Source organism: Microbacterium sp. SORGH_AS_0505, from assembly GCF_030818715.1.
Taxonomy (GTDB): Bacteria; Actinomycetota; Actinomycetes; order Actinomycetales; family Microbacteriaceae; genus Microbacterium.
The window spans coordinates 1269056-1282120 of sequence record NZ_JAUTAT010000001.1 but is presented as its reverse complement, the minus strand read 5'-3'; the positions used below and the strand labels follow the sequence as shown (position 1 = coordinate 1282120).

At 70.5% G+C, this 13065-nt stretch carries 15 protein-coding genes; 10 read left to right on the top strand and 5 right to left on the bottom strand.

The genetic code is table 11. The features are described from left to right. Positions 1-37: 37 nt before the first annotated feature. The 3 genes from QE428_RS06305 to QE428_RS06295 form a co-directional block, all read right to left on the bottom strand. Positions 38-1300, bottom strand: coding sequence for a DUF1524 domain-containing protein (locus tag QE428_RS06305; protein ID WP_307467095.1), 1263 nt, complete (start codon positions 1298-1300; stop codon positions 38-40). A 229-nt stretch (positions 1301-1529) separates the two neighbouring features. Further along, positions 1530-2285, bottom strand: a complete 756-nt coding sequence (locus tag QE428_RS06300) for an MBL fold metallo-hydrolase (RefSeq protein WP_307467092.1) — start codon at positions 2283-2285, stop codon at positions 1530-1532. Positions 2286-2297: 12 nt separating this feature from the next. Then, complete coding sequence (locus tag QE428_RS06295; protein WP_307467089.1) at positions 2298-2561, bottom strand: hypothetical protein; 264 nt, start codon at positions 2559-2561, stop codon at positions 2298-2300. Between the two features lie 47 nt (positions 2562-2608). Here QE428_RS06295 and QE428_RS06290 point away from each other — a divergent pair, with 47 nt between their 5' ends. Further along, positions 2609-3205, top strand: coding sequence for a class I SAM-dependent methyltransferase (locus QE428_RS06290; RefSeq protein ID WP_307467086.1), 597 nt, complete (start codon positions 2609-2611; stop codon positions 3203-3205). Here QE428_RS06290 and QE428_RS06285 read toward each other — a convergent pair whose 3' ends face one another. Next, positions 3206-3340 carry a hypothetical protein gene (locus QE428_RS06285; protein WP_262981985.1) on the bottom strand — a complete coding sequence of 45 codons (135 nt, stop codon included), beginning with the start codon at positions 3338-3340 and terminating at the stop codon, positions 3206-3208. A gap of 44 nt (positions 3341-3384) precedes the next feature. On the opposite strand from QE428_RS06285, the gene QE428_RS06280 reads away from it, so the two are divergent. The 6 genes from QE428_RS06280 to QE428_RS06255 all read left to right on the top strand — a co-directional run bounded on the left by QE428_RS06280 (position 3385) and on the right by QE428_RS06255 (position 9173). Beyond that, positions 3385-4137 carry a DeoR/GlpR family DNA-binding transcription regulator gene (locus tag QE428_RS06280; protein WP_307467083.1) on the top strand — a complete coding sequence of 251 codons (753 nt, stop codon included), beginning with the start codon at positions 3385-3387 and terminating at the stop codon, positions 4135-4137. A gap of 61 nt (positions 4138-4198) precedes the next feature. Beyond that, positions 4199-6241, top strand: coding sequence for a bifunctional aldolase/short-chain dehydrogenase (locus tag QE428_RS06275; RefSeq protein WP_307467080.1), 2043 nt, complete (start codon positions 4199-4201; stop codon positions 6239-6241). Between the two features lie 41 nt (positions 6242-6282). After that, positions 6283-7527, top strand: coding sequence for an alpha-hydroxy acid oxidase (locus QE428_RS06270; protein WP_307467077.1), 1245 nt, complete (start codon positions 6283-6285; stop codon positions 7525-7527). 22 nt (positions 7528-7549) lie between these two features. Beyond that, the gene (gene arr / locus QE428_RS06265) at positions 7550-7957 is read left to right on the top strand and encodes an NAD(+)--rifampin ADP-ribosyltransferase (RefSeq protein WP_307467074.1); all 408 of its coding nucleotides are present in this window, start codon (positions 7550-7552) and stop codon (positions 7955-7957) included. Beyond that, positions 7957-8286, top strand: coding sequence for a hypothetical protein (locus tag QE428_RS06260; protein ID WP_133398792.1), 330 nt, complete (start codon positions 7957-7959; stop codon positions 8284-8286). Before arr ends, QE428_RS06260 begins: the two co-directional genes overlap by 1 nt. A 38-nt stretch (positions 8287-8324) precedes the next feature. Continuing rightward, positions 8325-9173: an NAD(P)-dependent oxidoreductase gene (locus tag QE428_RS06255; protein ID WP_307470669.1), complete on the top strand. Its 849-nt coding sequence runs from the start codon at positions 8325-8327 to the stop codon at positions 9171-9173. 16 nt (positions 9174-9189) lie between these two features. Here QE428_RS06255 and QE428_RS06250 read toward each other — a convergent pair whose 3' ends face one another. Continuing rightward, positions 9190-9741, bottom strand: coding sequence for an HdeD family acid-resistance protein (locus QE428_RS06250; RefSeq protein WP_307467071.1), 552 nt, complete (start codon positions 9739-9741; stop codon positions 9190-9192). Between the two features lie 184 nt (positions 9742-9925). Here QE428_RS06250 and QE428_RS06245 point away from each other — a divergent pair, with 184 nt between their 5' ends. The 3 genes from QE428_RS06245 to QE428_RS06235 are packed head-to-tail and all read left to right on the top strand — an operon-like array spanning position 9926 to position 13026. Further along, the gene (locus QE428_RS06245; RefSeq protein ID WP_307467067.1) at positions 9926-11059 is read left to right on the top strand and encodes a glycosyltransferase family 2 protein; all 1134 of its coding nucleotides are present in this window, start codon (positions 9926-9928) and stop codon (positions 11057-11059) included. Then, the gene (locus QE428_RS06240) at positions 11059-11319 is read left to right on the top strand and encodes a glutaredoxin domain-containing protein (RefSeq protein ID WP_091358667.1); all 261 of its coding nucleotides are present in this window, start codon (positions 11059-11061) and stop codon (positions 11317-11319) included. The genes QE428_RS06245 and QE428_RS06240 overlap by 1 nt, the downstream gene beginning before the upstream one ends. Before the next feature lie 18 nt (positions 11320-11337). Continuing rightward, positions 11338-13026, top strand: coding sequence for an aldehyde dehydrogenase family protein (locus tag QE428_RS06235; RefSeq protein WP_307467063.1), 1689 nt, complete (start codon positions 11338-11340; stop codon positions 13024-13026). Positions 13027-13065 lie beyond the last annotated feature (39 nt).

Genomic DNA, 13065 nt, shown 5'->3' with positions numbered 1-13065 from the left:
CCAGTGTGGTCGCCACCGACTCGCCTGTCGACCGGCGCTACTCGCAGCCGACACCGTCGCCGTCCCGGTCGAGGTGCTTCGCGTAGCCGGGGTCGCCGACGTGCACGGGAGCTGCTCCCGCCTCGCGGGCGGCGGTGCAGTTCTTGAAGTACACGTCCGCGGGCGGCGCAGGCTTCGCGGGAGCAGGAGCCGGTGCGGGCTTCGACTCCTGCGTCGGCTGGGGCTTCGGCGCCGGCGCGACGCTCGGGCTGGGCTTCGACGCGGGGTCCGCCGCGATCGCCATGGCGTCGGCGGCGTACTCCGACGTCAGCAGCGGCTCGGCCGGGCATTCCGTCAGGATCCGCTCGATGGCATCGCGTTCCGCCTGGGTCACCCAGAGCTCGTACGCGACCTTCACCGACACCTGGCGAGCGACATAGGCGCACCGGAACTCCGTGTTCTTCGGCAGCCAGGTCGCGGCGTCGCTGTCGCTTTTCTGCGCGTTCGCGGCGCCGTCGACGGCGAGAAGGTTGAGCGGATCGTTGCCAAGGGTCTCGCGCTGGTGCGCAGTGAGCTGCTGCGCACCCTTCTGCCAGGCATCCGACAACGGCACGACGTGGTCGATCTGTACGAGCGACGACTTGTCCTCGCCACGCTCGAACGCGATGCGCTCGCCCGTGAACGGATCGTCGAGGATGCCGGAGGTCACGACGCATCGACCGTCCTTCTGCACGCCGACGAGGTCGCGGGCGAGGACGTCGTCGCGCTGCCCGCAGCCGTTGCGGTCGATGTCCTTCCAGCGCTGTCCGAACTCATCGCGGTCGTAGCCCGTCTTCGGCGCGCGCCCCTTCACCTCGAGGGTCGCGAGAGCGGCGAGCGCGGTGCCCGCCTCGGCGGTCTCGGATGTGACGGTCTCGGTCGGCGTCGGCGATGCCTGCTGATCCTCGCCGACCGCGACCGTGTCGTCAGCAGCCGGGGATGTCGGCGCGAACGCGACGGGCGCCTCATCCACCGTCGTGTCCGCCCGCGGCAGGACAAGGTTCGCCATACCGGCCGACAGCAACGCGACGACGACGGAGATGATCAGAGCGCGCGTGGCGGTGGCCGGCGTCGTGAAGCGCAGGAACGTCGGGGTCTTCTTGCCGAGTGAGACTCCCGCGGTGATCGCGACGGCGACGGCGAGGGTGCAGATGATCGGCGAGATCACGATGATCGCGACGATCAGCGCCAGGACGAGGGCCGTCCATCGGAGCTTCCTGTCACGTCCCGCCTTCTCGGTCGTGGGCTGCGTGGCTGCGCGGGGCGGGGTCAGCGAGGGCATGGTGGTGCTCCTTCGAGCGAGGAAAGACCGCACGAAAGGCGCGCGAGTACTGAGCGAACTGGCCACGGATCCGTGGCAACGGGAGAAGCCGAAGCGTCGTCGGGAGGGACGGTCGGGCATCGCCGGGATCAGGCCGGAACATTCCGTCGTGATCGAACGTATCCCGCGCCGCTCAGCGTGGCGGGCGTGACCCGCAGGCGCGGCCGGAACCCGAGCGCCGGCCGGGTCGTCAGAACGTCAGCGTCTGCCCGTCCTCGGGGACGTGGACGGCCGCGGTGATCCCCTGCGCTTCCGCGACCGCACGCACGTCGGCGCGGGTCACGGTGCAGTGGTCGAGCGCCTCCATGTGGACGGCGACGACGCGGGCATCGGGCGCGAGACCGTGCACGCGCACGACGTCCTCGGCCCCCATGAGAATCGGATCGAGGCCGGGGAGGATGGCTTCTCCCGTGTTGAGGACGACGACGTCCGGCCGGTGCGCGGCGAGCGCCGCCTCGACAGCCGGGTGGTAGACGGTGTCGCCGGCGACGTACAGCGTCGGCTCCGCGGAATGCGCGATGACCACACCCATGACCTCACCGAGTCGCGGTGCCGCAGCGAGCGTCGCGTCGGAGCCGTGCTGCCCGCCCGTGCGCGTGAAGGTCACGCCGGCCAGCGTCGTCGGCTCCTCGAGGACGATCACCTGCGTGAAGCCGGCCCCGCCGATCACCGCGGCGTCCTCGGCGTGCTGGACGAGCACGGGAACCTCACGCGGCAGGAGCGCGGCGGCCGCGGCATCCCAATGGTCGGAATGGGTGTGCGTCACCACCACGATGTCCGGGTCCAGCAGGTCCGCGAGCGGAACCACGAGATCGACCAGCGGGTTGCGCCGTGCACTGGCGAAGCCGGGCTGCGAGCCCTTCGCCCCCAGCATGGGATCGACGAGGACGCGGATGCCGCCGACGTCCAGCAACAGAGTGGCGTTACGGACCTGGGTGATCTTCACTCCGGGATCGTCTCACGCGCCCCTGCCGGTGATCCGCGCGACGAACGCCGGGCGGAGCCGGCTGTTGTCGGCGATCTGCTCGGCCGTGAGTCCGGACCGGACGAGTTCCCGGACGATCGGTGTGACGCGAGCCTCGAGCTCCGAGAGGTCGTACGTCTCTCCGCGACGCGCGGGCAGTTCCGCCTCCACCTGACCCAGGAGTGCCTGCTGGTGCGCGGTCAGCCGGTCGGGCTCGGAGCCGGGGGTGCGGATCGTCCAGTCCGGGCCGGTGCTCATACCGCCGCATCCTGACACAGGTCAGACGCGGTCGATAGCCTCGTAGGATGACCCGCACGACCGCCGCCTACGCACACCGGGCCGCGGAGTACGTCGGCGTGCTCGGGTCCGTGGGCGCGATGCACCACGCGGATCGCCACCTCATCGAGGCGTGGGGAGCCGCGGCATCCGGTCGCCTCATCGACGCGGGCTGCGGCCCGGGCCACTGGACGCAGCACCTCGCGGAGCGGGGCGCCGAGATCCGCGGGATCGACCTCGTGCCGGAGTTCATCGACCACGCCCGCGCGACGCACCCGGGCGTCCGGTTCGACGTCGAGAGCATCGAGGCGATCGACGAGCCGGATGCCGCGATCGGAGGCATCCTCGCCTGGTTCTCGACGATCCACCACGAGCCCGAGGCGATCGCGGTTCCGCTCACCGAGTTCGCGCGCGTGCTGCGTCCCGGCGGGTCGCTGCTGCTGGGCTGCTTCGACGCGGACGAGACGGAGGCGTTCGACCACGCCGTCGTGCGTGCCTACCGCTGGAACACGCGCGACCTGCAGCGGGTCCTCGAGTCCGCGGGCTTCGACGTCGTCGCCGTCCACCGCCGCGCCGAGCGCGGCGCCCGAGCTGTCGCAGCGATCATCGCCGAGCGCCGGAGCTGATCAGCGCGGCTCGGTCACTCGCACGAGGCCGCAATTGAGGCATGACCACGCGACTGTGAACCGCTCGTCGTCGAGGATCTCGAAGCGCAGCGGATCGCCGCAGGTGGGGCACATGACCGCCGGACGCTCGCTCACGAAACGAGCCTAAGGTCGCCGCGGCACCCGGTTACCCTGATCGCATGCCGCAGTTGCTCAGCGCCGAACGGCGGTCGCTCCTCCTCGAGATGCTCGCCGAGTCCGGCAGCGTCCGACTCGAGCCGGCCGCCGAGGCGCTCGGCGTCTCGGCGATGACCGTCCGCCGCGACCTCGACGATCTTGTCCGCGAGGGGCTCGCGCGGCGGGTCCGCGGCGGGGCGGTCGCCGCCATCGTGCCGCAGGACTTCACCGCCCGGATCGCCGCGCGCGGCGGCGCCAAGGCCGAGATCGCACGGAAAGCGCACGACCTGCTCCCCCACGGCGGTGCCGCGGCGATGGATGCCTCGTCCACGGTCGGTGCGCTCATCTCCACCCTCGACGACAGCGACGAACTGCTCGTCGTCACGAACTCGTACGACAACCTCCGCGCAGCACAGGGGCGACCCGCCGTCGACGCGATCCTCCTCGGCGGACGCCTCGAACCCCGCACCGGCAGCTTCGTCGGTGCGCAGGCGTGCGAGAGTGCGAGCCGCTTCCACTACGACCGCTTCTTCACGAGCGCTGCCGCCCTCGATCCGTCATTCGGCACGAGCGAGACGACCCTCGAAGAAGCCGAGGTCAAGCGCGTCCTCTCGACCAACGCCGACGAGACCGTCGTCCTCGCGGACTCCTCGAAGCTCGAACGCCTCGCCGTTGCGCGCGCGCTCGCCTGGACGAACGTCGACCTGCTCGTCACCGAGCTCGACCCCGCCGACGAACGGCTCTCGGCCTTCCGGGGGCTGGTCGAGATCCGCTGAGCCTGTTAGATTGTGAAAGGTTTCACAAGATCTTTCATGTCTGAGCCTCGCAGGAGAGTCGATGTCCCCCACCACCACGGCCGCCGCCGAACTCATCGCGCGCAGCAACCGCCTCGGATCCGACCCGATGGTCACCAACTACGCGGGCGGCAACACGTCCGCGAAGGGCACCGACACCGACCCCGTCACCGGTGAGCCCGTGGAGCTCCTCTGGGTCAAGGGATCCGGCGGCGACCTCGGCACGCTGAAGCCCGAGGGCCTCGCCGTCCTCCGCCTCGACCGCATGCGCGCGCTTGTCGACGTCTACCCGGGCGTCGAACGCGAGGACGAGATGGTCGCGGCCTTCGATTACTGCCTGCACGGCAAGGGCGGCGCTGCTCCCTCGATCGACACCGCCATGCACGGGCTGGTGGATGCCGCCCACGTCGACCACCTGCACCCCGACGCCGGCATCGCCATCGCGACCGCCGCCGACGGCGAGAAGCTGACCGCCGAGATCTTCGGCGAGAAGGTGGCCTGGGTCCCGTGGCGGCGCCCCGGCTTCCAGCTCGGACTCGACATCGCGGCGATCAAGGCGGAGAACCCCGACGCGATCGGCTGCATCCTCGGCGGACACGGCATCACCGCGTGGGGCGACACCTCCGAGGAGTCCGAGCGCAACAGCCTCTGGATCGTCGAGACCGCCCAGGCCTACATCGACCAGCACGGTGCGGCCCGGCCCTTCGGCGAAATCCGCGCGGGCTTCGACGCACTGCCCGAGGCTGAGCGCCGCGCGAAGGCCGCAGCCCTCGCGCCCACGATCCGCGGCCTCGCCTCGACCGACAAGCCGATGGTCGGCCACTACACCGACAGCGACGTCGTCCTCGACTTCCTCGCCGCCGAGAAGGCTCCGGCGCTCGCGGAGCTCGGCACGAGCTGCCCCGACCACTTCCTGCGCACGAAGGTCAAGCCGCTCATCCTCGACCTGCCGGCATCCGCGTCCGTCGAGGACTCGATCGCTCGCCTCCGCGACCTGCACGAGGCCTATCGCGCCGACTACCAGGCGTACTACGACGCGCACGCGACGGCCGACTCCCCCGCGATCCGCGGCGCCGACCCGCTCATCGTCCTCGTCCCGGGCGTCGGCATGTTCAGCTACGGCGCCAACAAGCAGACTGCACGTGTCGCCGGCGAGTTCTACGTCAACGCGATCAACGTCATGCGCGGCGCCGAGGCCCTCTCGACCTACTCTCCGATCTCGGACGCCGAGAAGTTCCGCATCGAGTACTGGGCCCTCGAAGAGGCGAAGCTGCAGCGGATGCCGAAGCCCAAGACCCATCAGGGGCGCATCGCGTTCGTCACGGGGGCGGCATCCGGCATCGGCAAGGCCATCGCCACGCGGCTCGCCGCTGAGGGCGCGTGCGTCGTCGTCGCCGACCTCGACCTCGGGAGGGCGCAGGCCGCCGCGGCAGAGCTCGGCGGCACGGACGTCGCGATCGGCGTCGCCGCGAACGTGGCGGATGCCGAGGGGGTGCAGGCGGCGATCGATGCGACCGTCCTCGCGTTCGGCGGCATCGACCTGGTCGTGAATAACGCGGGCCTGTCACTGTCGAAGCCGCTGCTGGAGACCACCGAGAAGGACTGGGACCTGCAGCACGACGTCATGGCGAAGGGCTCGTTCCTCGTCGCGAAGGCTGCGGCGAAGGCGCTCATCGAGCAGAAGATGGGCGGCGACGTCATCTACATCTCGTCGAAGAACTCCGTCTTCGCCGGCCCGAACAACATCGCGTACTCCGCGACGAAGGCCGACCAGGCCCACCAGGTGCGCCTGCTGGCCGTCGAGCTCGGCGAGCACGGCGTGCGCGTCAACGGCATCAACCCCGACGGCGTCGTCCGCGGGTCGGGCATCTTCGCCGCGGGCTGGGGCGCGAACCGCGCTGCCACCTACGGCGTCGAGGAGAAGGACCTCGGCCAGTTCTACGCGAACCGCACGATCCTCAAGCGCGAAGTCGTCCCCGAGAACGTCGCCGACGCGGTCTACGTGCTGACCGGCCCCGAACTCTCGCGCACGACGGGACTCCACATCCCCGTCGACTCCGGCGTCGCCGCCGCGTTCCTGCGTTAATCCCGGCCCGCGTCGGATCACTCCAGAGGAGGATGGTTGCCATGGTGCAGCGTCAATTCCCGAAGCCGGTCGAGCTGCTCGAGCTCATGCAGTTCAAGAAGCCCGAGCTGAACGGCACGAAGCGTCGGCTGGATGCCGCGTACACGATCTCCGACCTGCGGAAGATCGCGAAGCGCCGCACCCCGAAGGCCGCGTTCGACTACACCGACGGCGCTGCGGAAGGCGAGACCTCGCTCGCGCGCGCCCGTCAGGCCTTCGAGGACGTCGAATTCCACCCCGACGTGCTCCGACCCGCTGCCGACGTCGACACCTCGGTCGAGATCCTCGGCGGCCCGTCGGCGCTCCCCTTCGGCATCGCACCGACCGGCTTCACCCGGCTCATGCAGACCGAAGGCGAGGTCGCGGGCGCCGGAGCGGCGGGGGCCGCCGGCATCCCCTTCACCCTCTCGACCCTCGGCACGACGTCGATCGAGGGCGTGAAGGCGGCGAACCCGCACGGGCGCAACTGGTTCCAGCTGTACGTCATGCGCGAGCGTGAGATCTCGTACGCGCTCGCGAAGCGCGCCGCGGAGGCCGGGTTCGACACCCTGCAGTTCACCGTCGACACCCCCGTCGCCGGTGCGCGTCTGCGCGACAAGCGCAACGGGTTCTCGATCCCGCCGCAGCTGACCCTCGGCACGATCGTCAACGCGATCCCCCGCCCCTGGTGGTGGATCGACTTCCTCACCACCCCGAAGCTCGAGTTCGCGTCGCTCTCGGCCACCGGCGGCACCGTCGGCGACCTGCTGAACGCCGCGATGGACCCGACGATCAGCTACGAAGATCTGAAGGTCATCCGCGGGATCTGGCCCGGCAAGATCGTCATCAAGGGCGTGCAGAACGTCGAGGACTCGAAGCGCCTCATCGACCACGGCGTCGACGGCATCATCCTGTCCAACCACGGCGGACGCCAGCTCGACCGCGCTCCGATCCCCTTCCACCTGCTGCCCACCGTGGTGCGCGAGGTCGGCAAGGACGCGACGATCATGGTCGACACCGGCATCATGAACGGCGCCGACATCGTCGCCGCGATGGCGCTCGGCGCGAAGTTCACCCTCATCGGCCGCGCCTACCTCTACGGACTCATGGCCGGCGGGCGGGCGGGCGTCGACAAGACGATCGAGATCCTCCGCAGCGAGATCGAGCGCACGATGAAGCTGCTCGGCGTCGCCTCGATCGCCGAGCTCGAGCCGCGGCACGTCACGCAGCTCACGCGCCTCGCGCCGATGCCCCGTTCCGACGCCTGAGTCTGCGCGTTAGCCTGGCGCGGTGAGCGCAGCGGACGAGACCGGACCCTTCTTCCACGGCACGAAGGCCGATCTGCAGATCGGCGATCTGCTGACCGCGGGACGCAACTCGAACTACCGGCCGTCGATCGTGATGAACCACATCTACTTCACGGCGCTCCGCGACCCCGCTGGGCTCGCGGCCGAGCTCGCCGCCGGCGACGGCGAGCCGCGCGTGTACCGCGTCGAGCCGACCGGTCCGTTCGAGGACGACCCGAATGTGACCGACAAGAAGTTTCCCGGCAACCCCACCCGCTCGTACCGCAGCGCCGACCCGCTCCGCGTCGTCGCCGAGGAGATCGGGTGGCCGCGCCTGCCCCCCGAGGCGCTCGCGGACTGGAAGCGCCGCATCGCCGCGATCGAGGAGTCCGGCGGCGAGATCATCAACTGATGAGCGACGTCGTCCGCTTCTGCCGCAGTCGCAGCGCCGGTCGCCGCTGCACGCGCCCCCTCGACCACCCCGGTCTGCACCGCCACCGCACGATCATGTGGACGGATGCCGCGGCCGACCCGTCCCGCTGCCCCGGGTCCGGCGAGCCGGGCTCTTCCGCCGCCACGCTCGCGGACGGGTGGCCGCACGGCCGTGCCCTGTGCCCCGCCTGCCATCGCTTCGTCCCACTCGAGGGCGGCCTGCTCGCCGAGCACGCGACCTCGGACGAGGACGAGACGGATGCCGAGGCATCCCGTCGTCGGGAATGGCTCAACACCCACGGGTGGTGACGGCCCTCGCTGCCTGGCACGCGTGCCATGCTGACGGGATGCGCATCGCCGTCACCGGTTCGTCCGGAAAACTCGGGTCCGTCGTCGTCCGCGAACTCACCGCCGCAGGACACGAAGTGATCGGCTTCGACCAGCACGGCACCCGCGGTCCGGGCTTCGTGCAGATCGACCTCACCGACCACGGACAGGTCGTCGACGCGCTCACGGGAGTCGGCGATCAGCACGACGGTATCGACGCCCTCGTCCACCTCGCCGCGATCCCCGCCCCCGGCATCCGCCCCGACGTCGCGACCTTCCACAACAACATCACGACCACCTTCAACGTGTTCTGGGCCGCGCTCCGCCTCGGGATCACGAAGATCGTCTACGCGTCGAGCGAGACGGTGCAGGGACTGCCGTTCGAGACACCGCCGCCCTACATCCCGGTCGACGAGGACTACCCGGCGCGTCCCGAATCGGTCTACTCCCTCGTGAAGCACCTCGAGGAGCAGATGGCGATCGAGCTGACGCGGTGGCACCCCGAGGCATCCATCACCGCCCTCCGTTTCTCGAACGTCATGTGGCCCGAGGACTACGCGGAGTTCCCCTCTTTCGACGCCGACGCGCGCCAGCGCAAGTGGAACCTGTGGAGCTACATCGACGCCCGCGACGGATCGCAGGCCATCGAACGCGCGCTCGAGGTCGCCGGCCCCGGCTTCGACCACTTCCTCATCGCGGCGGCGGACACCGTCATGAGCCGCCCGAACGACGAGCTGGTCGCGGAGGTGTTCCCCGGAGTCGAGCTCCGCGGCGACCTCGGAGTGAACGGCTCGCTGTTCTCGACCGCGAAGGCGCAGCGCGTGCTCGGCTATCGGCCGCAGCACTCGTGGCGCGACTCCGTGGGCTGAGCGCCCAGCCGCCCGGTCAGCCGGTGCGCAGTCGGGTCGCGCGGACGATCTGGATCGCTCCCAGGAGGATGAGGGAGATCCCCAGCCACACCCAGAGGACCAGCGCACCCCAGACCGGCGCGAACAGGATGAGGACGCCGGCGACGATGCTCAGCACCGCGAAGGCGATGGTCCACCCGCGCGACCGCGTGCCGCCGAGGGTCGTCAGCGAGACGACCCCTTCGACGATCCACAGGATGCCGACGAGTGCCCCCACGAACGTCGCCAGCGTCCCCGCGGCGAGTCCGAGGTTCGAGAAGGCGACGATGCCCGCGATGAGGAAGATCAGTCCGAGCACGATGTGCCCGACGCGCGACCAGGCGCCGGCGGACCGTGACAGGACTCCGAGGGCGATGTTCACGACGCCGGCGATCACCGCCCATGCCGCGATGATCCCGGCGACGACCATCGCGGTCTTGCCCGGCCAGACCAGGATCAGGATGCCGACCACGACGGCCAGTACGCCGCCGATCAGCAGTGCCCCGCGGATGCCGCCGACCACCGTCCGTGCCGATTGCTGCGTGCTCATCTCGCGCTCCCCTCGCCGGATGCGGTCAGGCTATCGCCGCGGCATCCCGGGCGACAAGGCACGCCGGTCGTCCGTCGTCAGCGGACCCAGAACGTTCGCCGGGGACATCCTCAGTTCGCCTCGCGCCCGCCCGGCTAGGCTGAGACGTCACCCGTGCCCGCCGCCGAGCATCGCGAGCCCCGCCATGGATCTGTCGATCATCGTTCCGACCTTCAACGAGGGTCCGAACGTCGACGAGCTGTTGCGGCGGATCGGCGACGCCCTCGAGGGACGCGTGTTCGAGGTCGTCTTCGTCGACGACTCGACCGACGACACCCCCGAGATCATCGCCGCCGCCGCGCCGCACGCCGGCTTCCCGGTGCGCCTGATCCATCGCGAGGACCCCGTCGCGGGCCTCGGCGGGGCGGTCGTCGCGGGGTTCCAGGCAGCCGGCTCGCGGTGGTGCCTCGTCATGGACGGTGACCTGCAGCATCCGCCCGAGGACATCCCGCGACTGATCGAGCGCGCCGACCGCGGCGACGTGGACGTCGTCATCGCGTCGCGCTACGCGTCGGGCGGGACCTCGAAAGGCCTCGCCGACGCGACCCGTACCGCTGTCTCGCGCGCGTCGACCGCGCTGACCAAGGCGATGTTCCCGCGCAAGCTGGCCAACTGCTCCGACCCGATGACCGGCTTCTTCCTCGTCGACACCCAGGCCGTCGACGTGGAGGCACTCCGACCCCGCGGCTTCAAGATCCTGCTCGAGGTCCTCGCCCGACGCCAGCTGCGGGTCGACGAGGTGCCCTTCGACTTCGCCTCGCGTCATGCCGGGACGTCCAAGGCGACCTTCACCCAGGGCGTGCGCTTCCTGACGCAGCTCGCGATGCTGCGCTTCGGCCGGATGTCGGCGTTCGCCCTCGTCGGCGGGTTCGGCGCCATCGCCAACCTCGTCATCATGTGGGGCCTGATCCGGTTGGGGATGGACTACGTTCCCGCCGCGATCATCGCGAGCGTCATCACGATCGTCACGAACTTCCTGCTGCTGGAGTACCTGGTCTTCGCTGACATGCGCTCCGAATCCGGGCGCATGCTCACCCGGTTCGTGAAGTCGTTCACCTTCAACGGGCTCGAAGCGATCATCCGCATCCCGGTCCTGTCGATCCTCGTCGAAGGCGCCCACATCCCGGCCGTCCTCGCGGCCGCGCTCACCCTCATCGCGGCGTTCGTGCTGCGCTTCGTCTTCCACGCCCTCGTGGTCTATGCGCCGCGCCGCGCGGCCCGCCCCGCAGCGACGACGGAGGCCGCGCCGGCCCCGGCGGGCAGGCGTACCCTGGACTGATGACCGACACGTCCGCCCAGATCACGATGTTCGGCGCCGACTGGTGCCGCGACTGCCGCCGCACGAAGGCGCAGCTCGACAGCCTCGGAGTCGATTACCGGTACGTCGACCTCGAGGCCGAGCCCGACGCCGCCGACGTCGCCCGTGAGATCTCCGGACGCACCAACATCCCCGTCGTCGTCTACCCCGACGCGAGCCACCACGTGGAGCCCAGCAACGACGACGTCGCGGCGAAGCTCCGCGAGCTGTCCCTCATCTGAGCCCATCGCGCAGCGACGATGACGACGACGTCACCGGCCACGCCGCACGAGCTCTCGCCCGGGACCCGAGCCCCACTCGATGCCGCCCTCACGCGGCTCCGCGCGGGCGCGGCCGAGTGGACCGCGCTCCCGGCCGCAGACCGACGTGATCTGCTCCGGCGCGTCCGTGTCGCCGTCGCCGATGCCGCCGACGACTGGGCGCGGATCGCCGCGGCGAGCAAGGGACTGAGCGCCCGGCATCCGCTCGCCGGAGAGGAGTGGCTGGCCGGCCCCTACGCGGCGATCGTCGCGCTCGACGCCTACGCCGACACGCTCGACGCCCTCGCCCGGGGTCGCAGCCCGCTCAGCGGCATCCGCACCGGCACCGCCCCCGGCGGCCGCACCGTCGTCCACACGTCGCCCCTGCGGTTCTCGGATCGCATCCTGCTGTCGGGCTACACGACCGAGGTCTGGTTGCAGCCGGGGATCACGTCACACGAGGCGAGGGATGCCGCAGGCCTCGGCTCGAGGCATCCGCTCCGCAGCACCGGGGTGGGGCTCGTCCTCGGAGCGGGGAACGTGACCTCGATCCCGTTCCTCGACGTCCTCTACGAACTGCTCGCCGAGGGACGCGTCGCACTGCTGAAGGTGAACCCGACGCAGGACGCCCTCGTCCCGGTGTTCGAGAGGGCGTTCGCGCCGCTCATCGAGGCCGGGTTCACCGCGGTCGCGAGCGGAGGCGGCGACGTCGGCGCCTATCTGACGAGGCACCCGGAGGTCGACCACGTGCACATCACGGGGTCGGAGACGACCTTCCGCGCCATCGTCGGGTCGGGCGAAGACCGGTTGCGCGTGCCGATCACCGCCGAGCTCGGCGGGGTGTCGCCGATCATCGTGGTGCCGGGGCGATGGTCGAAGGCCGACCTGAGGTTCCAGGCCGAGCACGTCGCCACGATGCGGCTGCACAACAGCGGGCACAACTGCATCGCCGGGCAGGTCGTCCTGCTCAGTCGCGATTGGGATCAGCGCGAGGACTTCGAACGCGAGCTGCGCCGCGCCTTCGCACGGACGCCGAAGCGCCCGGTCTGGTACCCGAACGCTACCTCTCGGTTGGAGCACGTACGCGAGGCCTATCCCGATGCGGAATGGTTCGCGGGAGGGACGCGTGCGATCACCGCGGGCGGCGGAGAGATCGAGTCGACGGAGTACTTCGCGCCCGTGCTCGGGGTCATCGACCTGCCCGGCACCGATTCGGCATTCGTCGACGCCGCCATCGACCATGCGAACGAACGGCTGACCGGCACGCTCGGGGCCAACGTCCTCGTCGACCCGGTCACCCTGCGCGAGCTGGGTGAGGGGTTCGAGGCATCCCTCGCACGCCTGCGATACGGCACGGTCGCGGTCAACGCGTGGACCGCCTTCGGATTCCTCACACCGACCGCCACGTGGGGCGCGTTCCCCGGCGGCACGGCGGACGACGCGCCGAGCGGCATCGGGATCGTCCACAACGCACTGCTGCTCGACGGCGTCGAGCGCACCGTCGTGCGCGGGCCGTTCCGCCCCTTCCCGCGCTCCCTGACGGGCGGCCGGTTCTCGGTGCTGCCGAAGCCGCCGTGGTTCGTCACCTCGCGCACCGGACGCGCCGTGTCGGAGGGCTTCGCCCGGTTCCGGATCGACGGCCGCATCGGCCCCCTCGTCGCGACGCTGCTCCGCGCCTTCGGCGCCTGAGCGTTTAGGGCCGGGACCCAGCTGCGGGTCACGCTCGGC